Origin of the sequence: Pseudacidovorax sp. RU35E, assembly GCF_900156165.1 — a bacterium.
Taxonomy (GTDB): Bacteria; Pseudomonadota; Gammaproteobacteria; order Burkholderiales; family Burkholderiaceae_C; genus Xenophilus.
The window spans coordinates 457,169-480,210 of sequence record NZ_FTMY01000003.1; the positions used below are offsets into that span (position 1 = coordinate 457,169).

General features: G+C 67.6%; 25 protein-coding genes. 16 read left to right on the plus strand and 9 right to left on the minus strand.

What is annotated here, in order from left to right; all coding sequences use genetic code 11:
* Window positions 1-15: 15 nt before the first annotated feature.
* Genes BXA03_RS07620 through BXA03_RS07635 form a run of 4 tightly spaced genes read right to left on the minus strand, consistent with a single transcriptional unit; the run spans window position 16 to window position 3,951 of the window.
* Window positions 16-1,695, minus strand: a complete 1,680-nt coding sequence (locus BXA03_RS07620) for a GMC family oxidoreductase (RefSeq protein WP_076505672.1) — start codon at window positions 1,693-1,695, stop codon at window positions 16-18.
* Between the two features lie 59 nt (window positions 1,696-1,754).
* On the minus strand, window positions 1,755-2,057 hold the full coding sequence (locus BXA03_RS07625) for a type II toxin-antitoxin system RelE/ParE family toxin (RefSeq protein WP_076505675.1): 303 nt from the start codon (window positions 2,055-2,057) through the stop codon (window positions 1,755-1,757).
* A complete protein-coding gene (locus BXA03_RS07630) occupies window positions 2,054-2,374 on the minus strand; it encodes a hypothetical protein (protein WP_076505677.1) in 321 nt (106 codons plus the stop codon). The genes BXA03_RS07625 and BXA03_RS07630 overlap by 4 nt, the downstream gene beginning before the upstream one ends.
* Before the next feature lie 59 nt (window positions 2,375-2,433).
* A complete protein-coding gene (locus BXA03_RS07635) occupies window positions 2,434-3,951 on the minus strand; it encodes a CoA-acylating methylmalonate-semialdehyde dehydrogenase (protein WP_076505680.1) in 1,518 nt (505 codons plus the stop codon).
* A 112-nt stretch (window positions 3,952-4,063) separates the two neighbouring features.
* On the opposite strand from BXA03_RS07635, the gene BXA03_RS07640 reads away from it, so the two are divergent.
* From BXA03_RS07640 to BXA03_RS07660, 5 genes are all read left to right on the plus strand, one after another.
* Window positions 4,064-5,026 carry a LysR family transcriptional regulator gene (locus BXA03_RS07640; protein WP_076505683.1) on the plus strand — a complete coding sequence of 321 codons (963 nt, stop codon included), beginning with the start codon at window positions 4,064-4,066 and terminating at the stop codon, window positions 5,024-5,026.
* Window positions 5,027-5,201: 175 nt separating this feature from the next.
* Complete coding sequence (locus tag BXA03_RS07645) at window positions 5,202-6,353, plus strand: MlaE family ABC transporter permease (RefSeq protein ID WP_076505685.1); 1,152 nt, start codon at window positions 5,202-5,204, stop codon at window positions 6,351-6,353.
* Window positions 6,350-7,141: an ABC transporter ATP-binding protein gene (locus tag BXA03_RS07650; RefSeq protein WP_200803347.1), complete on the plus strand. Its 792-nt coding sequence runs from the start codon at window positions 6,350-6,352 to the stop codon at window positions 7,139-7,141. The genes BXA03_RS07645 and BXA03_RS07650 overlap by 4 nt, the downstream gene beginning before the upstream one ends.
* Before the next feature lie 17 nt (window positions 7,142-7,158).
* Window positions 7,159-8,124 carry an MlaD family protein gene (locus BXA03_RS07655; protein WP_076505688.1) on the plus strand — a complete coding sequence of 322 codons (966 nt, stop codon included), beginning with the start codon at window positions 7,159-7,161 and terminating at the stop codon, window positions 8,122-8,124.
* 17 nt (window positions 8,125-8,141) lie between these two features.
* Entirely contained in the window at window positions 8,142-8,795 is a 654-nt protein-coding gene (locus BXA03_RS07660) for an ABC-type transport auxiliary lipoprotein family protein (RefSeq protein WP_234983624.1), read from the plus strand.
* Window positions 8,796-8,817: 22 nt separating this feature from the next.
* Here BXA03_RS07660 and BXA03_RS07665 read toward each other — a convergent pair whose 3' ends face one another.
* Window positions 8,818-9,474, minus strand: coding sequence for a MarC family protein (locus BXA03_RS07665; protein ID WP_369822403.1), 657 nt, complete (start codon window positions 9,472-9,474; stop codon window positions 8,818-8,820).
* A gap of 12 nt (window positions 9,475-9,486) precedes the next feature.
* A complete protein-coding gene (locus tag BXA03_RS07670) occupies window positions 9,487-10,236 on the minus strand; it encodes an SDR family oxidoreductase (protein WP_076505692.1) in 750 nt (249 codons plus the stop codon).
* 155 nt (window positions 10,237-10,391) lie between these two features.
* On the opposite strand from BXA03_RS07670, the gene BXA03_RS07675 reads away from it, so the two are divergent.
* Complete coding sequence (locus BXA03_RS07675) at window positions 10,392-11,075, plus strand: dienelactone hydrolase family protein (RefSeq protein ID WP_076505694.1); 684 nt, start codon at window positions 10,392-10,394, stop codon at window positions 11,073-11,075.
* Between the two features lie 65 nt (window positions 11,076-11,140).
* On the opposite strand, the gene BXA03_RS07680 is transcribed toward BXA03_RS07675, so the two are convergent.
* Window positions 11,141-12,139 (minus strand): LysR family transcriptional regulator, encoded by a 999-nt coding sequence (locus tag BXA03_RS07680; RefSeq protein WP_083715936.1) that lies wholly within the window; start codon window positions 12,137-12,139, stop codon window positions 11,141-11,143.
* A 224-nt stretch (window positions 12,140-12,363) separates the two neighbouring features.
* Here BXA03_RS07680 and BXA03_RS07685 point away from each other — a divergent pair, with 224 nt between their 5' ends.
* Window positions 12,364-12,723 carry a DUF4148 domain-containing protein gene (locus BXA03_RS07685; protein WP_076505696.1) on the plus strand — a complete coding sequence of 120 codons (360 nt, stop codon included), beginning with the start codon at window positions 12,364-12,366 and terminating at the stop codon, window positions 12,721-12,723.
* A 104-nt stretch (window positions 12,724-12,827) separates the two neighbouring features.
* On the opposite strand, the gene BXA03_RS07690 is transcribed toward BXA03_RS07685, so the two are convergent.
* Together BXA03_RS07690 and hemB are read right to left on the minus strand one after the other, a co-directional pair.
* Window positions 12,828-13,946: a magnesium transporter CorA family protein gene (locus BXA03_RS07690; RefSeq protein WP_076505698.1), complete on the minus strand. Its 1,119-nt coding sequence runs from the start codon at window positions 13,944-13,946 to the stop codon at window positions 12,828-12,830.
* Between the two features lie 22 nt (window positions 13,947-13,968).
* The gene (gene hemB / locus BXA03_RS07695; RefSeq protein ID WP_076505700.1) at window positions 13,969-14,970 is read right to left on the minus strand and encodes a porphobilinogen synthase; all 1,002 of its coding nucleotides are present in this window, start codon (window positions 14,968-14,970) and stop codon (window positions 13,969-13,971) included.
* A gap of 286 nt (window positions 14,971-15,256) precedes the next feature.
* Here hemB and BXA03_RS07700 point away from each other — a divergent pair, with 286 nt between their 5' ends.
* The 9 genes from BXA03_RS07700 to BXA03_RS07740 form a co-directional block, all read left to right on the plus strand.
* Window positions 15,257-15,673 carry a CopD family protein gene (locus BXA03_RS07700; RefSeq protein ID WP_076505702.1) on the plus strand — a complete coding sequence of 139 codons (417 nt, stop codon included), beginning with the start codon at window positions 15,257-15,259 and terminating at the stop codon, window positions 15,671-15,673.
* Window positions 15,674-15,684: 11 nt separating this feature from the next.
* Window positions 15,685-16,797 (plus strand): VanZ family protein, encoded by a 1,113-nt coding sequence (locus BXA03_RS07705; RefSeq protein WP_076505704.1) that lies wholly within the window; start codon window positions 15,685-15,687, stop codon window positions 16,795-16,797.
* A 12-nt stretch (window positions 16,798-16,809) separates the two neighbouring features.
* Window positions 16,810-17,139: a (2Fe-2S) ferredoxin domain-containing protein gene (locus BXA03_RS07710; protein ID WP_076505707.1), complete on the plus strand. Its 330-nt coding sequence runs from the start codon at window positions 16,810-16,812 to the stop codon at window positions 17,137-17,139.
* A gap of 76 nt (window positions 17,140-17,215) precedes the next feature.
* Window positions 17,216-17,851 carry an alpha/beta hydrolase gene (locus BXA03_RS07715; RefSeq protein WP_076505710.1) on the plus strand — a complete coding sequence of 212 codons (636 nt, stop codon included), beginning with the start codon at window positions 17,216-17,218 and terminating at the stop codon, window positions 17,849-17,851.
* A 186-nt stretch (window positions 17,852-18,037) separates the two neighbouring features.
* Window positions 18,038-19,198, plus strand: a complete 1,161-nt coding sequence (locus BXA03_RS07720) for a D-alanyl-D-alanine carboxypeptidase family protein (RefSeq protein ID WP_076505712.1) — start codon at window positions 18,038-18,040, stop codon at window positions 19,196-19,198.
* A 257-nt stretch (window positions 19,199-19,455) separates the two neighbouring features.
* Window positions 19,456-19,833 carry a 30S ribosomal protein S12 gene (rpsL, locus tag BXA03_RS07725; RefSeq protein WP_017759704.1) on the plus strand — a complete coding sequence of 126 codons (378 nt, stop codon included), beginning with the start codon at window positions 19,456-19,458 and terminating at the stop codon, window positions 19,831-19,833.
* A 167-nt stretch (window positions 19,834-20,000) separates the two neighbouring features.
* The gene (rpsG, locus tag BXA03_RS07730) at window positions 20,001-20,471 is read left to right on the plus strand and encodes a 30S ribosomal protein S7 (RefSeq protein ID WP_017759705.1); all 471 of its coding nucleotides are present in this window, start codon (window positions 20,001-20,003) and stop codon (window positions 20,469-20,471) included.
* Between the two features lie 83 nt (window positions 20,472-20,554).
* Window positions 20,555-22,657, plus strand: coding sequence for an elongation factor G (gene fusA, locus BXA03_RS07735; RefSeq protein WP_076505714.1), 2,103 nt, complete (start codon window positions 20,555-20,557; stop codon window positions 22,655-22,657).
* Between the two features lie 263 nt (window positions 22,658-22,920).
* The coding region (locus tag BXA03_RS07740) for a GTP-binding protein (RefSeq protein WP_229827326.1) at window positions 22,921-23,042 on the plus strand (122 nt) is incomplete at its 3' end.

Consider the following 23,042-nt stretch of genomic DNA (forward strand, 5'->3'; position numbering starts at 1 on the left):
GTCGGCGTGGCGCGTTCAGCCCTGCGCCGCTTCCCGCACCCAGCCCGCTGCCTTCTCGGCAATCATCAGCGTCGGGCTGTTGGTGTTGCCGCTGGTGATGGTGGGCATCGTGCTCGCGTCGACCACCCGCAGGCCCGCAATGAGGCCCCCACGGCCATCGCGCACGCGCAGTCGCGAATCCAGCACCGCCTGCGCATCGCCATCCGCGCCCATGCGCGCGGTGCCCACCGGGTGGAAGATGGTCGTCGCGATGTCGCCGGCCAGGCGGGCCAGGTCCTCGTCGCTCTCGTACTGAGGGCCCGGCTTCCATTCCTGCGGCTGGTAGCGGGCCAGTGCCGGCTGCGCGGCGATGCGGCGCGTCACGCGCAGCGAGTCGGCCGCCACCTGGCGGTCTTCGTCGGTGGAAAGGTAGTTGGGCGCGATCGCCGGCGCATCCTCGAAACGCGGCGTCTTCAGCCGCACCGTGCCGCGGCTGGTCGGGTTGAGGTTGCACACGCTGGCCGTGAAGGCCGGAAAGCTGTGCAGCGGGTCGCCGAAGGCGTCCAGCGACAGCGGCTGCACGTGGTACTGGATGTTGGGCCAGGGCCGGTCGGGCGTGCTGCGGGTGAAGGCGCCCAGCTGCGAGGGCGCCATGCTCATCGGGCCGCTGCGACGCAGCACGTATTCCAGGCCGATGCGCGCCTTTCCCACCAGGCTGGAAGCGAGCACGTTCAGCGTCGGCGCGCCGTTGATCTTGAACACGGCGCGGATCTGCAGGTGGTCCTGCAGGTTGGCGCCCACGCCGGGCAGGTCGGCCTGCACTTCGATGCCCTGCGCGCGCAGCAGCTCTGCCGGGCCGATGCCCGACAGCTGCAGGATCTGCGGCGAGCCGATGGCGCCGGCGCACAGGATCACCTCGCGCGTGGCGTGCACCTCCACCATCTCGCGGCCGTTCCACACCCGTGCGCCGGTGCAGCGCCGGCTGCCTTCGGGCGTGGGCTCGATCAGCAGGCGGGCCACCTGGGCGCCGGTCCACAGCTCGAAGTTGGGGCGGCCGAAGCAGGTGGGCCGCAGGAAGGCCTTGGCCGTGTTCCAGCGCCAGCCAGACTTCTGGTTGACCTGGAAGTAGCCCACGCCTTCGTTGCTGCCGCGGTTGAAGTCGGTGGAATGCGGAATGCCGGCTTCCTGCGCGGCCTGCGCGAAGGCATCGAGGATGTCCCAGCGCAGCCGCTGCTTCTCCACCCGCCATTCGCCGCCGTGGCCGTGGAAGCGGGCGAACTCCGGGTCCGCCGCGCCGGGCTGGCCGGCGTCGCCGAGGTAGTGGTCCTCGTGGCGCTTGAAGGCTGGCAGGACGCTGTCCCAGCGCCAGGCGTCGTCGCCGGTGATCTGGGCCCAGCCGTCGTAGTCGCGGGCCTGGCCGCGCATGTAGATCATGCCGTTGATGCTGGAGCAGCCGCCCAGCGTCTTGCCGCGCGGATAGCGCAGCACGCGGCCGTTGAGGCCGGCGTCGGGCTCGGTCTGGTAGAGCCAGTCGGTGCGCGGGTTGCCGATGCAGTAGAGGTAGCCCACCGGGATGTGGATCCAGTGGTAGTCGTCCTTGCGGCCGGCCTCCAGCAGCAGCACGCGTTTGTCGCGGTCGGCGCTCAGGCGGTTGGCCATCAATGCGCCGGCGGTGCCTGCGCCGATGACGATGTAGTCGAAGGTGGTGTCGCTCACGGTTGTCTCCTTGGCCTCTGGCGGGCCTTGTGCGGGGGGCGAAAGGGGGTGAGTGGGGCCTACAGATCGCCCGGGTGGTAGCCGGATTCGCATTGATGGCGGATGGCGAGGACCTCGACTTCCGCCTGATCGATGCTGACGCGGTAGAGCGCTATATAGCCCGTATTGCCACGCTGTATGACCAGTTCGCGCAACCGTCCCTGCACTGGCCGGCCGATGCGCGGCTGGTGCGTGAGAACGCTCAAGGCCTGACGGATCACGGTGACGGTATCGGCCGCGGCATCGGGATCGCCCGGCAGCAGGAAGTCCACCAGCCGCTGCAAATCCCGGCGCGCCCGGGGGCTCAGCGTGAGCCGACTCATGCAGCCTTTTTCTTCGGCTTCGAGCCTCGACCCCGAACGGGGACCGGCTCCGGAACCACTTCGTCCGTGCCGCGAGCACGAATCCGGGCGTGCAGCCAGTCGAAGACATCCTCGGCGTCATACACCGGTCCGCCGGCATCGATCTCCGCCGCGGCCGCCATGGCATCGGCCAGGAATTCCGCGCGCTGCTGGCGCCGGCGCACTTCATCCTGCAAGGTCCGCAGCATGAATGCGTGCGCCGAGACCTGGTCCTGCTCGGCAAACTGCTGGATCGTCTGCTTGAGGTCCTCAGGCAGCTTCAAGGAGGTGGTGCCCATCGCGTTCTCCAATCGCTCTCAATCGGGTAACACCATGGTAGCACCGCCTCCCGCGGGCCTTACTTGGCCGTGGGCATCACGAACTCGGCGCCCTTGCCGATGCTCTCCGGCCAGCGCTGCATGATCGACTTCTGCTTGGTGTAGAAGCGCACGCCTTCCTCGCCGTAGGCATGCATGTCGCCGAAGAGCGAGCGCTTCCAGCCGCCGAAGCCCTGCCAGGCCATGGGCACCGGAATCGGCACGTTGATGCCCACCATGCCCACCTGGATGCGGCGGCCGAATTCGCGCGCCACGTTGCCGTCGCGGGTGAAGCAGGCCACCCCGTTGCCGAATTCGTGGGCGTTGATCAGGTCGACGGCCTCGGCCAGGTCCTTCACGCGCACGCAGCCCAGCACCGGGCCGAAGATCTCTTCCTTGTAGATGCGCATCTCGGGCGTGACATGGTCGAACAGCGTGCCGCCCAGCCAGAAGCCGCCTTCGCAGCCTTCGCCGGCCTTCTTGCCGTCGAAGCCGCGGCCGTCCACCAGCAGCGTCGCGCCTTCCTGCTCGCCCAGATCGATGTAGCCGCGGATGCGCTCGTGCGCCGCCTTGGTGACGATGGGGCCCATCTCGGCGTCGAGGTTCTCGCCATCGAGGACCTTGAGCGTCTTCGTGCGCTCGACCAGCTTGGGAATCAGCTTGTCGGCCACGTCGCCCACCAGCACCGCCACGCTGATGGCCATGCAGCGCTCGCCGGCCGAGCCGTAGCCGGCGCCGATCAGCGCGTCCACGGCCTGGTCGATGTCGGCGTCGGGCATCACCACCATGTGGTTCTTGGCGCCGCCCAGGGCCTGCACGCGCTTGCCGTGGCGGGCGCCGGTCTCGTAGATGTAGTTGGCGATGGGCGTGGAGCCGACGAAGCTCACGGCCTTCACGTCGGGGTGTGTCAGCAGCGCGTCCACGGCCACCTTGTCGCCCTGCACCACGTTGAACACGCCGTCGGGCAGGCCGGCCTCCTTCAGCAGCTCGGCGATGCGCAGCGAGGGGCTCGGGTCGGTCGGGCTGGGCTTGAGCACGAAGGTGTTGCCGGCGGCGATGGCCACCGGGAACATCCACATCGGCACCATCACCGGGAAGTTGAAGGGCGTGATGCCGGCGACCACGCCCAGGGGCTGGCGGATCGTCCAGTTGTCGATGCCGGTGGAGACCTGCTCGGTGAAGTCGCCCTTGAGCAGTTGCGGGATGCCGCAGGCGAATTCCACGATGTCGATGCCGCGCGTGACCTCGCCCTGGGCGTCGGTGAACACCTTGCCGTGCTCGGCCGTGATCAGGTGGGCCAGTTCGTCGCGGTGCTGGTTCAGCAGCTCCAGGAACTTGAACATCACCCGTGCGCGGCGGATCGGCGGCGTGTCGGCCCACTTCGGAAAGGCGGCCTGCGCGGCGACCACGGCGGCGTTCACCTGGTCCACGTCGGCCAAGCCGGTGCGGCCGGTCAGGGCGCCTGTGGCGGGGTTGAACACGTCCTGGGTGCGGCCGGAGGTGTTGGCCACGACCTGGCCATGGATGTAGTGGTCGATGGCGGCAATGCTGTTCTTCATCGGTGATCTCGTCGGTGGAAGGGCTGGAATGGCGGGCAGTCTAGGACTGCCCCTCTCTGCCGCCTAGCCGCCACGGTTGAACTGATTGTTCAATCCGGCGAACAATCGCGCGATGGATCATTCCAAAATCGAAGGCCTCTGGGCCCATGTGCACTGGCTGACCGTGCTGGCCGAGCAGGGCAGCTACACCGCCGCGGCCCGCCGCCTGGGCGTGAGCAAGGCCGGCATGAGCCAGCGCATCGCCGAGCTGGAGCGCGAGGCCGGCGTGCCGCTGGTTCAGCGCACGACGCGCAGCGTGCGCCTAACGGAGGCCGGCCAGCGGCTGGTGGAGGAAACCCGCACCGCCTTCGACGCCATCGCCCAGAGCTTCGCCGGCGTTCGCGATCTGGCTGGCGTGCCGCGCGGCCGCCTGCGGGTGACGGCGCCAGTGGCGCTGGCGCGTCAGCAACTGGTGCCCCGGCTGGCGGATTTCCTGCGCATGCACCCCGAAGTCCGCATCGAGCTGGAACTCTCCGACCGCCTGAGCGCCCTGGCCATGGAAGGCTTCGACCTCGCCATCCGCCACAGCGCCGCGCCGCCCGACACGCACGTCGCCTGGCCCCTGTGCCCCACCCGCAGCCTGCTGGTGGCCAGCCGCACCTACCTGCGCCGGCGTGGAGAGCCTACAGTGCCGACGGATCTGGCCGGCCATGACTGCCTCTACTACCCGCGTCAGGACCAGCCGGCCTGGCATTTCCTGCCCCGGCCGGCGGCGGCTGGGACCGAGCGCATCACCGTGCCGGTGGCGGGCCCGTTTGCGGCGAACAACAGCGAGGCCCTGCGCGACGCCGCCGCTGCGGGGCTGGGCATCGCGCTCCTGCCCGACTTCAGCGCCCAGGCGGGCCTGCGCAGCGGCCGGCTCGTGGAAGTGCTGCCCGCCTGGCAGCCGGTGGGCGCCTTCGCGGAACAGCTGTTCGCCATCCGCCCCTACGCGCCGCATGTGCCGCGCGCGGTCGCGGCCTTCGTGGGCTGGCTGCGGGACGCCTTCTCGGACGGCTTTTCGGTGCAGGCCGCGCCGCCGGATTCCACGGCCTGAACGGTCGGGCCAGGCGCATACCGCCAGACCGCGCGCTTGTCGCGTTCGCCGCTTGTGGGAGTCGCCTCACCGCTGATCGGGCCTGGCGCGGTCATGCGTCAGTGGCGGGTCAGCGGGTAGCATTCGCAGATTGCCCGCCGACCGTCCTCTCACGGCTCAGGCAGACCGCCACCGAATGCCTTCCTCCTCTATCCAGCCTCCGAGCGACGATGCCTGGCCGCGCGTGGACCGCGCCCAGGCCGAGGAACATGGCCCGTGGGCGCCCACGGGAAGGTGGACGGTGCTGGCCTTCTCCTCGCGCGAGCAATGGCTGGCGCTGGAGCGCTGCCTGGACGATGCGGCAGGCTCGGGAGGTGGCTGGGACCTGCGCGGCATCGAGCAACTCGACCATGTGGGCGCGCAACTGCTATGGAACCACTGGGGCCGTCAGTGGCCGGCGCAGCTCCAGCTCAGCGATTCGCAGAAGGCCGTGCTCGACCAGGTGGCGCAGTACACCGTGCCGCTGCCCCCAGTCACCTCGCAGGGCTGGGCCACCTGGCCGGCGCGTCTGCTGGCGCAAGGCCCGGCGTTGCTGCGTCTGGGTCGCCAGACGCTGTTGCTGGTCGGCCAACTCGCGCTGGACCTGCTGCGGCTGGCCCGCGCACCGCAGCGCGGACCCTGGCGCGACTTCTCGGGGCACCTCTACCGCATCGGCGCCACGGCGCTGCCGATCACGGCGCTGGTCGGCCTCCTGATCGGCGTGGTGCTGGCCTACCTGATGTCGAACCAGCTGCGCAACTACGGCGCCGAGTCATTCGTGGTGAACATCCTGGGCCTGTCCATCCTGCGCGAGCTGGGGCCGGTGCTGGCCGCGGTGCTGGTGGCCGGGCGGTCCGGCTCGGCCATCACGGCGCAGATCGGCGTCATGCGCGTGACCGAGGAGCTCGACGCCATGCGCGTCATGGGCATTCCGCCCGGCTATCGGCTGGTGATGCCGCGCGTGCTGGCGCTGGCCGTGGTGATGCCGCTGGTGGCGCTGTGGACCTCGCTCTCGGCACTGGCAGGCGGCATGTTCGCGGCCTGGTCGGCGCTGGACATCGCACCGGTGTTCTTCATGCAGCAACTGCCGCGCGCGGTGCCCTTCGTCAACCTGTACATCGCACTGGCCAAGTCCGCCGTGTTCGGCGTGATGATCGCCCTCATCGCCTGTCATCACGGCCTGCGGGTGGAGCCCAACACCGAGAGTCTGGGTCGGCGCACCACCGCGTCCGTGGTGGCGGCCATCACCATGGTCATCCTGGTCGACGCGCTCTTCGCGCTGCTGTTCCGCGGGGTGGGCTTCCGATGATCCACCGCCTGCAAGACAGCGACAGCGTCGTCGAGATCCGGGGACTGTGGACCGAATTCCCACGCGGGCGCGGTCAGGTGCAGGTGGTGCACCGCGACCTGGATCTGGACATCCGGCGCGGCGAGATCCTCTCGCTGGTGGGTGGCTCCGGCACCGGCAAGACGGTGCTGCTGCGGCAGATCCTGGGCCTGCAGGCGCCCACGCGTGGCACGGTGCGGGTGCTGGGCGCGCCGCCCGCGGAACTGAGTGCGCGCGGCGCCGCGGCGGTCGGCATGTTGTTCCAGCACGGCGCGCTGTTCTCGGCCTTCAGCGTGCTGGAGAACATCGCCTTTCCGCTGCGCGAACTCAAGCTGCTGCCCGACGAACTGATCCGCGACGCAGCGCTGGTCAAGCTGCAGATGGTGGGCCTGGGGCCGGAGCATGCGCACAAGATGCCGGCCAACCTATCGGGCGGCATGATCAAGCGCGTGGCGCTGGCGCGGGCGCTCATCATGGACCCGCCCCTGCTGTTGCTTGACGAGCCCACCGCGGGGCTGGACCCGGCGGCGTCCGACAGCTTCTGCGAGTTGCTGCGCGGTCTGCACCGCGAACTGGGCCTGACGGTGGTGATGGTCACCCATGACCTGGACACGCTGTTCGACCTGTCCACCCGCATCGCCGTGCTGGCTGACCAGCGTGTGATCGCGCTGGGCAGCGCCCGCGAGGTGATGGCGGTGGACCATCCCTTCATCCGCGAGTACTTCCTGGGCGGACGCGGCCATCGCGCCGCGCTCGCCCTGCCATCCTGAACGGGAAGAGGAACACCATGGAAAACAAGTCCCATGCCCTGGCCGCTGGCGCCTTCGTCTTCGGCATGCTGGCCCTGCTCGTGGCGCTGGTGCTCTGGTTCACCCGCGACAGCACGGTGCGCAACACCTACGAGCTGAGCACGCGCGACGCCGTCAGCGGCCTGCAGCCGCAGGCGGCGGTGCGCTACCGCGGCATCATGGTCGGCAAGGTGGCGAGCATCGACTTCGATCCCGACAAGCGCGGCAACGTGCGGGTGCGCCTGGCCATCGACGAGCGGGTCCCACTCACCAAGTCCACCTTCGCCAGCCTGAGCTACCAGGGCGTGACGGGCCTTGCGTTCGTGGCGCTGGACGACAAGGGCGAATCCAAGGAGCCGCTGGTGCCCAACAACGACGATCCTCCGCAGATCCCGCTTCGCCCGTCCATGTTCTCGCAGCTGCAGGGGCGGGGCGAGGCCATCCTCGGCCAGGTCGAGGAGGCCACGCGCCGGGCCAATGCGCTGCTCAGCGATCAGAACCAGCAACGCATCGCCCAGGCCCTCGAGAACCTCGCGCAGGTCACCGCCCATGCCAACGACCTCACGCGCACGCTGGACCAGACCTTGCGCACGCGGGTGGACCCGGCCCTGGCCGCCATTCCGCCGCTGGCGCAGACCGTGCGCGGCACCGCGCAGAACTTCGGCCAGGCAGCGCAGTCGCTCAATGCCACGCTGCAGCGCCTGAATGCGGAGGACGGCGCGCTGGCCCGACTGGGCAGCGGTACCGCCGCCTTGCAGCAGACGCTGGAGTCGGTCAACGCCACCACATTGCCGCGCCTGAACCGCGCGGCCGACGACACCTCGCTGGCGGCACGCCGTCTCGGCCGCGTGGCCGACACCATTGCCGACAGCCCGCAGTCGCTGATCTATGGCACGGGCGTGCCTGCGCCCGGCCCAGGCGAGCCCGGCTTCGTGGCGCCCGCGCCTGCCGCGGCCGGCCGCTGATGCGAAGGAGTGTTTCCATGCACCGATCCCTTTCACTTCCTCGTCGCGCGCTGCTTGCCGCGGCCGTTCTGGTGCTGGCCGCTTGCAGCGCCTTGCCCGACAAGCCGCAGCGCAGCATCAGCTACGACTTCGGGCCCGGTCCATTGGCCCCGGCCGCCGCAGTTGCCCCTGCCGCGGCGCTGCCGCCCATCACGCTGGCCGACCTGGACACGGCCGCCTCGCGTCTGGAAGGCACCGCCCTCAACTACCGGCTGGGCTACGAGGACGCGCAGGCGCTGCGCCCCTACGCCGCCGCGCGTTGGACACACCCGCCGCTGCAGCTCCTCCGGCAACGGTTGCGCGATGCCCTGGCGGAGCAGCGCACCGTGCTCGGCACGCTGGAAGCCGGCAACCTCGCGCGCGAAGGTCGCAGCAGCGAGGTGCTGCGAATCTCACTCGACGAATTCAGCCATTACTTCGCCTCGCCCACGTCGAGCAGCGGGCTGGTGCGGGTGCGCGCCACGCTGTTGGCGCTGTCGCCCACTGGCGAGCGGGTGCTGGGTCAGCGCGTGTTCGTCGTTAAGCGCCCGGCCGGCACGGCGGATGCGGCCGGCGGCGCCAGGGCCCTGGCCTCGGCCAGCGACGAGGTGATCGCGGACATGGTCCGTTGGGTCAACGGCACGCGTCGTTGAGGCTCAGTACGGGTCCGGCATCTCAATGCAGGCCCCGGGCGAGGACCGGGAACAGCTTGCCCAGGCCGTCGGCCATCACCTCCACAGCCAGCGCCGCCAGGATCAGGCCCATCAGCCGGGTCATCACATTGATCCCCGTCTTGCCCAGCACGCGGGCGATGGGCTCGGCCATCAGCAGCGCCAGCAGCGTGGCCAGGGCAATGACGGCGCCATAGCCCACCAGCACCAGCATCTGCCACCAGTGCTCCACCTTCTCGGCGTAGATCACCATCGTCGACATGGTGGCCGGGCCGGTCAGCAGCGGAATGGTCAGCGGCACCACGGCGATGGAGGCGCCCAGCGACGCCTTCACCTCGGTCGCGCGGATCTCCTCCTGACTCGTCTTGGCTTCGGCCGGTTGCGCGTTGAGCATGTTAAGTGCGCTCATCAGCAGCAGCATGCCGCCACCCACCTGGAAGCTGGCGATGGAGATGCCGAAGAAGGACAGCAGCTGCAGCCCGATCAGCGCGCTCACCGCGATCACCACGAAGGCGCTGAAGGCCGCCACGCGGGCGGTGCGCTCGCGCATGCGGTCGCTGTAGCCCTGCGTGTAGTGGATGAAGAAGGGCACGATCGCCAGCGGATTCACGATGGCCATCAGCGTGATCAGCGGCTTGATCAGGTCCATCGAGTGGCCCATGCCGGTCATCGCTCAGCGCCCGCCCGTCACGTCCAGCAGCGCGCCGGTGGTGTAGCTGGCCTCGGGCGAGAGCAGCCACAGCACGGCGGCCGCGATTTCCTCGGCCGTGCCCACGCGCTGCATCGGCACGGTGCCGGCGAGCTGGAAGGCCCGGTCGGGCAGGCCGCCCGAGGCATGGATGTCGGTGTCGATCAGCCCGGGTCGAACGGCGTTGACGCGGATGCCTTCGGCCGCCACCTCGCGCGCCAGACCCAGCGTCATGGTGTCGATGGCGGCCTTGCTGGCGGCGTAGTCCACGTACAGGCCGGGCGAGCCCAGGCGGGCCGCGGCGCTGCTCAGGTTGACGATGGCGCCTCCGCTACCGCCATGGCGCGTGCTCATTCGCCGCACCGCCTCGCGTGCGCACAGGAAGCTGCCGGTCACGTTGATGCGGAACATCCGTTCCAGCCGCGCCCCCTGCATCTCGTCGACCCGGGCCTGCACGTCCACCACGCCGGCGTTGTTGACCAGGCCCATCAGGCGGCCGAACTTGGCGTCGACCTGGCGGAACATGGCGTCGATCTGGGCCTCGTCGCCCACGTCGGCCCGCACGGCCATGGCGCGGCCGCCCGCTTCGCGGATGCGGCGCACCACCTCGTCGGCCGCCAGCGACTGGCTGGCGTAGTTGACTGCCACCGCCCAGCCGCGGCGACCTGCTTCGAGCGCGACGGCGGCACCGATGCCGCGGCTCGCGCCGGTGACCAAGAGCACTCCGGATTCCAAGGTCGACTCCTTCTCTGACGACGTGGTTCGAGGATTCGAGTGAAACTCGCGCCCGGCCGCTGGTGGCCTTGCGCCGCCAGCACCTGCCAGCGGCCTGACGCCTGACCGGCCGCACGTGTCCACCCCCCCGTTTGTACCCAAAGGAGCTGACCCCCATGGGCCAATTCATCGACCTGACCGCCAAGGATGGCTTCACCTTCCCCGCCTACGTGGCTGAACCCGCCGGCACGCCCAAGGGCGCCGTCGTGGTAGTGCAGGAAATCTTCGGCGTGAACTCGCACATCCGCTCGGTGGCCGACGGCTACGCGGCCGAGGGCTACCTGGCCGTGGCACCCGCCACCTTCCACCGCGTCAAGCAGGGCGTGGAGCTGGGCTATACCGACGAGGACATGAAGGCCGGCTTCGAGCTCAAGACGGCCGTCGAAGCGCTGCCCGCACCCGGCGTGCTCCAGGACATCCAGGCTGCCATCGAATACGCCGGCCGGGCCGGCAAGGTCGGCCTGGTGGGCTACTGCTGGGGCGGCCTGCTGACCTGGCGCGGCGCCAGCGAGCTGGCGGGCCTGTCGGCCGCCGTGCCCTACTACGGCGGCGGCATGACCACCCCCGAGGAATCGGCCCGCCAGCCCAAGGTGCCCGTCATGGCCCACTTCGGCAAGCAGGACCACTGGATTCCGCTGGAGACCGTGGAAGCCTTCAAGAAGGCGCATCCCGAGGTGGAAGTGCACATCTACGAGGCCAACCACGGCTTCAACTGCGACCAGCGCGGCTCCTACGACGCGCCCTCGGCCAAGTTGGCGCGCGAGCGCACGCTGGCCTTCTTCGCCAAGCACGTCGGCTGACGAGCGCGGATGCGGCCAGCCTAGGCCGCATCCGTATGCGCACAGCCGCGTGCCGGCGGGTGCCCTCAGGCGACGGCTGGCGCGGCTGTTGCCGCTGCGCTGTCGTCGGACGTGCCGGCAGCCTTGCCTTCTGCCTCTTTCTGCAAGGCCTGGCACTGCGCCTGCCGCTTGGCGTAGTTGCTCTTCGGGCCGATGCGCGATTCCAGGAAGTCCAGCAGCGCCCGCAGGGCCGCGCTGTTGTGGCGGCGCTGGAGGTAGGCCGCGGACAGCCACATGTCCTTGCGGCTGAACTCACCCAGCACCGGCACCAGCTCTCCGTGGTCCAGATGCGGCTGCACCACCAGGGCGGGCACATAGATCACCCCCAGGCCACGCATCGCCACGTTGATGAGTGGCCCCGCCTCGGACGCCTCCATCCGGCTCTTGACGGGCACGTCGATCTTGCGGCCCCGCTCCTCGAATCGCCAGGTCGGATCGATACCTTGCCGCACCAGCGTCAGCGCGGTGTGTTCAGCCAGGTCCTCGGGCCGTTTCGGCATGCCGTGCTTGCGCCAGTAGACCGGTGAGGCGCACACCACCATCTGCATGCACAGCAGGCGGCGAACGATCAGGTTCTCGTCCTCGATGGGCCCGAACCGCAGACCCACGTCGATGCCCTCTTCCGCCAGGTCGACTTGGTTGGTCAGCTGCAGCGAGATGTTGACGTCGGGGTAGTAGCCCAGGAACTCGGCCAGGAGGTTCGGCAGGTCGCCACTGGCCATGCCGACCGGGGCGGCGATGCGCAACCGCCCGCGCGGCTGGTTGGCCCGCTCCTGCAGTTCTGCCTGCGTGAGCTCCACCATCTCCATCACCGGTTGACTTCGCTCCAGCAGCAGCGAACCCGCGTCCGTCAGGCTGACCGAGCGTGTGGAGCGATTGAGCAGGCGTACGCCGAAGCGTGTCTCGAGCTCCGCCACGTACTTGCTGGCCGTGGCCTTGGACATCCCCAGGCGTTTGGCCGCCTTGGAAAAGCTGCCCTGAACGGCGACTTCGCGGAAGGTGCGGAGGAGATCGAGGCTGTCCATGGTGGATCCAGACGTGGGTACGAAGAAGCGGCAACCATTGTTTCAAATACGCGAACAGCGTGGTTCTGCAAGGGCCGGGTTTGTACGGAGTCGCAACGACACAATTCGTTCCACGGGCTCAGCACATCGCGGGTCCGGCGGACGAAAGCCAATGCACCACAAGGGGTGAGTGCTTCAAAAACAGGAGCTTCGTTCGCGTTCCGTCAAATGTCAGGAGTTGAACCATGAACGCATCGAAGATCCTTGCCGCCGCCGCACTGTCCTTCGTCGCCATCGCTGGCGCCCAGGCGGAAACCTATGAAGGCGTGCAAGCGCCGGTGTCGGCCCTGAGCCGCGCCGACGTGCAGGCCCAGGCCGTGGCGACCGCCCAGGCCCCCAACCAGAACGTGACGCGTGGCTCGCGTGGTGCCGAGACCATGGCCGCGTCGCAGCCTCGCTCCACCGTGCAGGCCGAGGCCGTGCGCGCTGCCTACGCCCCCGACCAGAACGTGAGCAGCGGCTCGCGCGTCAACAGCAAGGTCGTGTCGACGCTGACCAACCCGATCGATGCTGCAGCCCGCAGCACCGGCGCCAGCAAGTTCTAAGGCTTCCGAAAGCAGGGCTGCCGCCTCGCCGGCAGGCCGCTTTTCCCAGAGGGCCGGTCGCGCGATGAGCGCGTCCGGCCCTTTGACATGGGGCACAGCCTTGTTCAGCGCGTGGTGCGTGCCAGGTAGCGCTTGCGCCAGAACACGACCACCAGCAGCGCCGCGATCAGCACCATCGACACCAGCGCCACCCAGAAGCCGTCTGTCGCATGCACCAGGGGGATGAACTCGAAGTTCATGCCGAAGATGCCGGCGATCAGGTTCAGCGGCAGGAAGACAGCGGTCAATACCGTGAGCACCCGCATGATGTCGTTGGTGCGGTGGCTCTGGACGTTGAAGTGCAGTTGCACCGCGAGTTCGGCGTTCTGCTCCAGCCGGCGCACATGGCGCACGACGCGCTCGATGTGCTCCAGCACGTCGCGGCTGCGCACGAGCAGCAATTCGTGGTCGCGGCGGGCGGCCGCTTCGTCGGGTATCGGGAGCGCCTCCAGCGTATCGATCCAGTCCTGAACCGCCGTCTGCTGGTCCTCGCAGATTTCGTCCAGGTGATGCAGTCCCTGGCGCGCCTGCATAAGAGCCCCCCAGTTGGTGAAGCGGGTCTTGGGATCGATCAGCTCGGCCTGCCAATGGTCCAACTGGCGCGTGAGCTCGCGGCGCAACGCCAGGTAGCCGTCCACGATCTGGTTGGCCACCCGCAGCATCAGGTCGGCCGGACCGGCCGGCAGGCGACTGGAGACCGCCCGCACATCCAGCGGCTGGGCGTCGGCCGTCATCAGGCGCTCGGCCACGGCATCGCGCACGCTGCCGTCCTCGGGATGCACGGTCAGCAACAGACGCTTGAAGACGACGAAGCCGACGGGGCGCGTGTCGATGTGCCGCAGCACCGGTGGGCCACCGCGCAGAGCCGGTACCACCTGCGCGGGCGCCACCTCGGTGGTGGGGATGCTGGTGAGCCGGCGCAGCACCAGCACGTCATAGGCGGAGGTGGCGTCGTAGTGCGAAGGCAGATGCTCGTTGAGCAGGTCGCTCACATGCAGATCGACCAGCCGCACGCCGGTCAGCGCCTGCAGCCAAGTCTGCAACTGGGGGAGGGCCTCGCCCAGTTCGGCACGGGTGACCGAGAGCCAGTAGAAATGCCCGGGCTCCGGCGGCTCGGGCAAGGTATGCGCGGAGCACGGTGGCAGCTCGCGCGCCTGCGTGCCGTTGATGTCGAGGACCCGCATCGCAGCGGCTGTCGCCGGTTCCTCAGGCCGCGCGCAGCAGCCGCGCGGCGTCGAGGGCGAAGTAGGTCAGCACGCCATCGGCGCCCGCACGCTTGAAGGCCAGCAGGCTCTCCATCATCACGGCGTCGTGGTCCAGCCAGCCGTTCTGGGCCGCGGCCTTGAGCATGGCGTATTCGCCGCTGACCTGGTAGGCGAAGGTGGGCACGCGGAAGGTGTCCTTGACCCGGCGCACCACGTCCAGGTAGGGCATGCCGGGCTTGACCATCACCATGTCGGCGCCTTCGGCGATGTCCATGGCCACCTCGCGCAGTGCCTCGTCGATGTTGGCCGGGTCCATCTGGTAGGTGTACTTGTTGCCCTTGCCCAGGTTGCTGGCGCTGCCGACGGCGCTGCGGAACGGCCCGTAGAAGGCGCTGGCGTACTTGGCGCTGTAGGCCATGATGCGCGTGTGGATGAAGCCGTTGGCCTCCAGCGCCGAGCGGATGGCGCCGATGCGCCCGTCCATCATGTCGCTGGGCGAGAGGATGTCCACGCCCGCGGCCGCGTGCGCGAGCGACTGCTTGATCAGGGCCTCGATGGTCTCGTCGTTGAGGATGTAGCCGCTGTCGTCGATCAGCCCGTCCTGGCCGTGGGTGGTGTAGGGGTCGAGCGCCTGGTCGGTCATCACGCCCAGCTCCGGGAAGCGCGCCTTCAACGCGCGGATGGCGCGCGGGATGATGCCGTTCTCGTCCCAGGCGATGGCACCGTCGGCGGTCTTGGTCGTGGGATCGGGCACGCCGAAGAGGTCGATCACCGGCACGCCGAGTTCGAGGGCCTGCTCGCCGACCCGCAAAAGTTCGTCGATCGAGACCCGCTCCACGCCGGGCATCGAAGGCACGGGCGCGCGCCCGGCCTGCTCGTGAACGAACACGGGGTAGATGAAGTCGTGCGCCGTGAGCACGTTCTCACGCACCAGGTTGCGGGAGAAGCCGTCGCGGCGCAGACGGCGCGGGCGTCCGGCGGGATAGGGGGCGTGGAAGGTCATCCGAAAATTGTGCCCCAGCGGTCCTGGGTCGTTGCGCTGGGCCCTTGGGTGAGACGAGGTCGTTTTCCTTACGCCCCCACCAAATGGTAAAAAAACTTGATCAAATCTTGAAGAAACGCGGCGATCTTGTTAGATTCTTGGCTGAGCGGCTTGCCGCTCCCCGCTTTTCCTCCCTGAGCGGGTGCCTTGATGTGTGACAGCAAAAGGGCTTCCCAGCCCGGCGTAAAGACGCCGGGCTTTTTTTTGTCCGCCGCATCGGGCGGTGGCGCCTCCGTACACTGCGCCGATGCTCTGGGTGAAGTCCTTTCACATCGTCTTCGTGGCCAGTTGGTTCGCGGGCCTGTTCTATCTGCCGCGCATCTTCGTCAACCTGGCGATGGTGCCCGCCTCGTCGGTGGCGGAGCGGGCGCGCCTGCTGCTCATGGCGCGCAAACTGCTGCGTTTCACCACGCTGTTGGCCGTGCCTGCGCTGGGCTTGGGCGCCTGGCTCTGGTTGGGCTACGGCATCAGTGGCGGCTGGCTGCATGCCAAGCTGGCGCTGGTGCTGGTGGTCATCGGCTATCACCACGTCTGTGCGCGGCTGTTGCGCCGCTTCGAGGCCGACACCAACCGCCTGGGCCACCGCTGGTTCCGCTGGTTCAACGAGCTGCCGGTGCTGCTGCTGGTGGCCATCGTCGTGCTGGCCGTGGTCAAGCCCTTCTGAGCGCCGGCCCGGTGACGGCCGCAGCGCGCAAGACGACGGCACTTCCGCTGGCGCTGGCCTATGCGGCGCTGATCGTCTATGCGAGCCTTTATCCCTTCGATCAGTGGCGTGATCAGGGCATCGCACCCTGGGCCTTCCTGAGCGCGCCCTTGCCCAAGTACTGGACGGGCTTCGATCTGGGCATCAACGTCGCGGGTTACGTGCCCTTCGGCTTTCTCGTGGCCACGGCCGTGCTGCGCCGCGGTGTGGCCACCCGCGTCTGGATGGCAACCGGCCGCGCCTTCGGCGCCGGGTTGCTGCTGTCGCTCGCCATGGAGACGCTGCAGAGCTACTTGCCTTCGCGCATCCCGTCCAATGTCGATCTCGCCCTGAACGCCGCGGGTGCACTGCTGGGGGCGCTGATCGCGGCAGCCCTGGTGCGACTGGGCATGCTGGATCGATGGAGCCGACTGCGCGAAGCCTGGTTCATCGACGAGGCGCGGGGAGCACTGGTGCTGCTGGCGCTGTGGCCCGCCGCCTTGCTCTTTCCAGCCGCCGTGCCCTTCGGCCTGGGCCAGGTCTTCGAGCGGCTGGAGGCGGCCGTGGCCGAATGGCTGTACGACACGCCCTTTCTCGACTGGCTGCCGATGCGCGAGTTCGAGCTAGAGCCGCTGGTGCCGGCGGCCGAGATGCTGTGCGCCATGCTCGGGCTGCTGGTGCCCTGCCTGCTGGCCTTTTCCATCACCCGGGCGCGGCCGGCGCGGTTGCTGATGCTCGCGATCGTCGCCGTGGCGGGTGTGGGCGCCAGCGGGCTGTCGGCGGCGTTGAGCTATGGTCCGCAGCATGCGTGGGCTTGGCTGAGTCTGCCCGTCGAGGCAGGCATCGGTCTGGCCCTGCTGCTGGCGCTGGGTCTGGTCGCCGCACGCCGGCGGCTGACCATGGGCCTGATGCTCCTGGCGCTGGGTCTGCATCTGGGCCTGCTCAACCAGGCGCCCGAGAGCGCCTACTTCGCGCAGACCCTGGCCACCTGGGAGCAGGGTCGTTTCATCCGCTTCAACGGACTGGCCCAATGGCTGGGCTGGCTCTGGCCTTTCGCGGCCATGGGCTATTCGCTCTACGCCTTGAGCCGACGAAGCCGCTCCTAGAATCGCCCGACCATGCCGCAGTACTACGCCCGCCACATCTTCTTCTGTCTGAACGAGCGCAAGGCTGGCGAAGAGTCCTGCGCACCACACGATGCGCAGTCGGCCTTCGAGCACTGCAAGTCGCGCGTCAAGAAGGAAGGACTCGCCGGCCCCGGCAAGGTCCGCGTCAACAAGGCCGGCTGCCTCGACCGCTGCGCGGGCGGCCCCGTGGCTGTGGTCTATCCCGAGGGCACCTGGTACAGCTTCGTCGACAAGAGCGACATCGACGAGATCGTCGATTCCCACCTCAAGCGCGGTGAAGTGGTGGAGCGCTTGTTGCTTCCCCCCAACGTGGGACGCTGAGGCGTCCTCGCATCGACGGACCGTTCTTCTTCAGACCCGGTCAGGCGACTTTGCCCGTCCAGGCACGATTGCTCCCATGAACGCACAGACAGAGCGACTGAGTCTTGCCGGCATTGCCGGTGCCATCGAAGTGCTGCGCGACCGCGGTGCCGATGGCGTCCCCGAGGCCGGCGTCGCCGTGATCGCCCACCCGCATCCGCTCTTCGGCGGAACGATGGACAACAAGGTGGTCCAGACGCTGGCCCGCGCCTTCGTGGCCTGCGGCTACACGGCCATCCGCTTCAATTTCCGTGGCGTGGGCGCCAGTGCCGGCGTGCACGACGAGGGGCGGGGCGAGACCGACGACTTCCTCCAGGTCGTGCAGGAGCTGGCGCCGCAAGGGTCGCTTGCGATCGCAGGATTCTCCTTCGGCGCCTTCGTGGCCAGCCAGGCCGTCGCCCGGCTCGAGGGCGAGCGCGATCTCCGGCGCCTCGTGCTCGTCGGCACGGCTGCATCGCGCTTCCTGGTCGCGACCCTGCCGGCGGCCATGCACGAGCGGACGCTCGTCGTGCACGGCGAGCAGGACGACACCGTGCCGCTCGCCGCGGTCATGGACTGGGCGCGTCCCCAGGCGTTGCCGATCACCGTGGTGCCCGGAGGCGGCCATTTCTTTCACGGACAATTGCCGTTGCTGAAGTCGCTGGTGGTGCGTCATCTGTCGTTTGCCGACTGACGGTGGTGAACCAATCCGCCGGCGCCGTGTCATGAGGACGGGCGGGCCGTTCGTACATTCCGGGCGGCTGCCGATCACTGGCCTCGGTCACGCGGCCAACGTGCCGCTCGCTCGACACCCAGGGCGGCGGCCCGTCCGTTTCGGCCCTTTGTTTTCTTCGTCTTCGGACGCTTCCCATCCCATCGCATGATTCGTCTTCTCCGATCGCTGGTTCTCGTCGTGGCCGCCACGATGAGCACGCTGGCAGGCGCCCAGGCGCCCATTCCGCCCGAAATCGCAGCCAAGAGCTATCTGCTGCTGGATGTGACGGCCAACCAGATCCTGGCCGAGAAGGACATCGATTCACCCGTGGAGCCGGCCTCGCTCACCAAGCTGATGACGGCCTACCTTGTCTTCGACGCGCTCAAGGCCAAGAAGATCAGCCTGACGCAGACGCTGCCCGTGAGTACCCGTGCCTGGAAGATGCCGGGCTCACGCATGTTCATCGACCCCAAGATGCAGGTGCCGGTCGATGACCTGATCAAGGGCATGATCGTGCAGTCCGGCAATGACGCCACCATGGCCCTGGCGGAGGGCGTGGGCGGCTCGGCCGAGAACTTCGTGCGGCTCATGAACGAGCAGGCCAAGGCGCTGGGCATGAAGAACACCGGCTACCGCAACCCCGAGGGTCTGACGGCGCCAGGCCACACGACCACCGCGCGCGACCTGAGCATCCTCGCGACGCGACTGATGAAGGACTTTCCCGAGTACCTGCACTACTACTCGATCAAGAAATTCCGCTACCCGGGCACACCGGCCTCCAACGACACCAACCGCAACCTGCTGCTGTTCCGCGATCCGTCGGTCGACGGCCTCAAGACCGGCCACACCGAGGCGGCGGGCTACTGCATGATCGTCACGGCCAAGCGCGACTTCCCCAACTTGGGGGGTGGCCGGCGGCTGCTGTCCATCGTGCTGGGCACCAGCAGCGAGAACGCGCGCGCCAACGAATCGCAGAAGCTGGTCAACTGGGGCTACACGGCCTACGACGCAGTCAAGCTGTTCGATGCTGACCAGCCCGTCGCCACACCCGCCGTCTGGAAGGGCAAGCAGAACACGCTCAAGCTGGGCCGCCCGGAGGCCATCGTCGTGGCGGTGCCGTCCGGATCGGCGAACAAGGTCAAAACCGAGGTCGTCCGCCCAGACCCCTTGGTTGCGCCCTTCACGAAGAATCAGGTGGTCGGCCGGCTGAAGGTGTCGCTCGCAGACCAGCCTGTGACCGAGGTGCCGCTCGTGGCGCTGGAGCCTGTCGAACAGGCGGGCGTGCTGGGCCGGGCGTGGGACGCGATGCGGCTTTGGATCAAGTAGGCCGCCGGGTGCCTTCGCCTTTGCTGGCGGCCAACGTCCGGCCGCCAGCGTCGGCTTCTCGCGCCGGGCGCATCTCGTGTTGTGGGGCGGTATCAGGCAGTCTTGCCGCTCCCGTTGCCAGCCATCACACAGCGCGCTAGAATCGAGGGCTTTTCGGAATTTTCCGAAGGGTTTCACGTTTTTGTCGTTTCCCCGCCCGCTCGCGGAGCCGGGTTGCCTGTCACGGGGCTTCAGGGGATTTTTGGGACCATTTATCCATGCCAACCATCAACCAACTGGTGCGCCAGGGTCGCGAGGTCGAGAAGACCAAGTCGAAGAGCCCGGCCATGCAGAACTCGCCGCAACGTCGCGGTGTCTGCACCCGCGTCTACACCACGACGCCCAAGAAGCCGAACTCCGCACTGCGTAAGGTCGCCAAGGTGCGCCTGACCAACGGTTTCGAAGTCATTTCCTACATCGGCGGCGAAGGCCACAACCTGCAGGAGCACTCGGTGGTGCTCGTGCGCGGCGGCCGTGTGAAGGATCTGCCCGGTGTGCGCTATCACATCGTGCGCGGCTCGCTTGACCTGCAAGGCGTCAAGGACCGCAAGCAATCCCGCTCCAAGTACGGCGCGAAGCGTCCCAAGAAGGCCTGATCGCCTTCCTGATCCCTGGATCATTCGGTGTTCGGCGGCCTTGGCGGGCCATCCGAACGTAGTGACCCCAAGCGCAGAGGTCTGTGCGGGTCGAGTAAGTGAGAGTCCTGCTGGCTCTCGCGGCCCTGCCGGAAGGCGGTGCCAACTGAAGCAAAGAGGTTTGAAACATGCCACGTCGTCGCGAAGTCCCCAAACGTGAAATCCTGCCGGATCCCAAGTTCGGCAATGTCGAGCTGTCGAAGTTCATGAACGTGATCATGGAAGGCGGCAAGAAGGCGGTGGCCGAGCGCATCATCTACGGTGCGCTCGACACCATCGAGAAGAAGAGCGGCAAGGATCCGCTCGAGATCTTCACCACGGCCATCAACAACGTGAAGCCGATGGTCGAAGTGAAGTCCCGCCGCGTCGGTGGCGCGAACTACCAGGTGCCCGTGGAAGTGCGCCCGGTCCGTCGCCTGGCCCTGTCGATGCGCTGGCTGAAGGAAGCCGCCCGCAAGCGCGGTGAAAAGTCGATGGCCATGCGCCTGGCCAACGAGCTGCTCGAGGCCACCGAAGGCCGTGGCGGTGCGATGAAGAAGCGCGACGAAGTGCACCGCATGGCAGAGGCCAACAAGGCCTTCAGCCACTTCCGCTTCTGATTTTCGTCCCCATATCTCAGAGGCTCGGAGCCCGACCCGCCGAAACCGGCGGGCGGGCTCTATGCCGTTAAAGGAGTTTTCTCATGGCACGCAAGACCCCCATCGAGCGCTACCGCAACATCGGTATCTCGGCCCACATCGACGCCGGCAAGACCACAACGACCGAGCGCATCCTGTTCTATACCGGTGTGAACCACAAGATCGGCGAAGTGCACGATGGCGCGGCGACCATGGACTGGATGGAGCAGGAGCAGGAGCGCGGCATCACGATCACGTCGGCCGCCACCACCTGCTTCTGGAAGGGCATGGACATGTCCTACCCTGAGCACCGCTTCAACATCATCGACACCCCCGGCCACGTGGACTTCACCATCGAGGTGGAGCGTTCCATGCGCGTGCTGGACGGCGCCTGCATGGTGTATTGCGCCGTGGGTGGCGTGCAGCCCCAGTCGGAAACCGTCTGGCGCCAGGCCAACAAGTACAAGGTGCCCCGTCTGGCGTTCGTCAACAAGATGGACCGCACCGGTGCCAACTTCTTCAAGGTCTATGACCAGATGAAGCTGCGCCTGAAGGCCAACCCCGTGCCCGTCGTGATCCCGATCGGTGCCGAAGAAGGCTTCAAGGGCGTGGTCGACCTGCTCAAGATGAAGGCCATCATCTGGGACGAAGCCTCGCAAGGCATGAAGTTCACCTTCGAAGACATCCCGGCCGAGTTGCTGGAGTCTGCCAAGGAATGGCGCGAGAAGATGGTCGAAGCGGCTGCCGAATCGTCGGAAGAGCTGATGAACAAGTACCTGGAAGAGGGCGACCTCACCGAGGACGAGATCAAGGCCGGCCTGCGTGTGCGCACGATTGCCACCGAAATCCAGCCGATGCTGTGCGGCACCGCGTTCAAGAACAAGGGTGTGCAGCGCATGCTCGACGCCGTGATCGACTACCTGCCGGCGCCCACCGACATCGATGACGTCACGGGCACCGACGAAGACGAAAACCCGGTTACCCGCAAGGCGGACGACAACGAGAAGTTCGCGGCACTGGCCTTCAAGCTGATGACCGACCCGTTCGTGGGCCAGTTGACCTTCGTGCGCGTCTATTCGGGCGTGCTGACCAAGGGCGACACCGTCTACAACCCGATCAAGGGCAAGAAGGAGCGCATCGGCCGTATCGTGCAGATGCACGCCAACGAACGCCTGGAAGTCGAGGAAATCCGCGCCGGCGACATCGCCGCCTGTGTGGGCCTGAAGGACGTGACGACCGGCGAGACGCTGAGCGACATCGACTCCCAGATCATTCTGGAGCGCATGGTGTTCCCCGAGCCCGTGATCACGCAGGCCGTGGAACCCAAGACGAAGACCGACCAGGAAAAGATGGGCATCGCCCTGCAACGCCTGGCCGCTGAAGATCCTTCGTTTCGCGTGAAGACCGATGAAGAGTCGGGTCAGACGCTGATCGCCGGCATGGGTGAGCTTCACCTCGAAATCATCGTGGACCGCATGAAGCGCGAGTTCGGCGTGGAGGCCAACGTGGGCAAGCCGCAGGTGGCCTACCGCGAAACCATCCGCAAGACGGTGGAAGAGGCCGAAGGCAAGTTCGTGCGCCAGTCGGGCGGCAAGGGCCAGTATGGCCACGTCGTGCTCAAGATCGAGCCGAACGAAGCCGGCAAGGGTGTCGAGTTCGTCGACGCCATCAAGGGCGGTGTGGTTCCGCGTGAATTCATTCCGGCTGTGGAAAAGGGCATCAATGAAGCCGTGAACCAGGGCGTGCTGGCCGGTTACCCGGTCGTCGACGTCAAGGTCACGCTGCACTTCGGCTCCTACCACGACGTGGACTCGAACGAACTGGCGTTCAAGATGGCTGCCATCTTCGGGTTCAAGGAAGGCTGCCGCAAGGCCAGCCCCGTCATCCTCGAGCCGATGATGGCCGTGGAAGTCGAGACGCCGGAAGACTACGCCGGTACCGTGATGGGCGACCTGTCGTCCCGCCGCGGCATGGTGCAGGGCATGGACGACATGGTCGGCGGCGGCAAGGCCATCAAGGCCGAAGTGCCCCTGTCCGAGATGTTCGGCTACTCGACCTCGCTGCGTTCCGCCACGCAAGGCCGCGCCACGTACACGATGGAGTTCAAGCACTACGCTGAAGCTCCGCGCAACGTGTCGGAAGCCATCGTCGCCGCCCGCGCGAAGTAAGTTCGCCCCCAGCGTCTGCGGACTTCGTCCGCGCCGGCAACCCCCTTCCGGGGGCGCACTCTGCGGCCTGGCGAAGCCAGTTCCGCGAGTGCTGCCGGGATGGCCTGCTGCGCGGCCCTTCGATCAATCGAGGCCGTGGGGGCTGGCCAGGGCACCTCATCTGTCTGCGACCGCATGCCCCTCGTTGCCCGTGGCGAGGGAATCAGCAATGCGGTGCAGACGTAAAACCACCACACGGGCATTGCTCTTTTTGGAGTTGAGAAATGGCAAAAGGTAAGTTCGAACGTACGAAGCCGCACGTGAACGTGGGCACCATCGGTCACGTGGACCATGGCAAGACGACCCTGACGGCGGCCATCGCCACGGTGCTGTCGGCCAAGTTTGG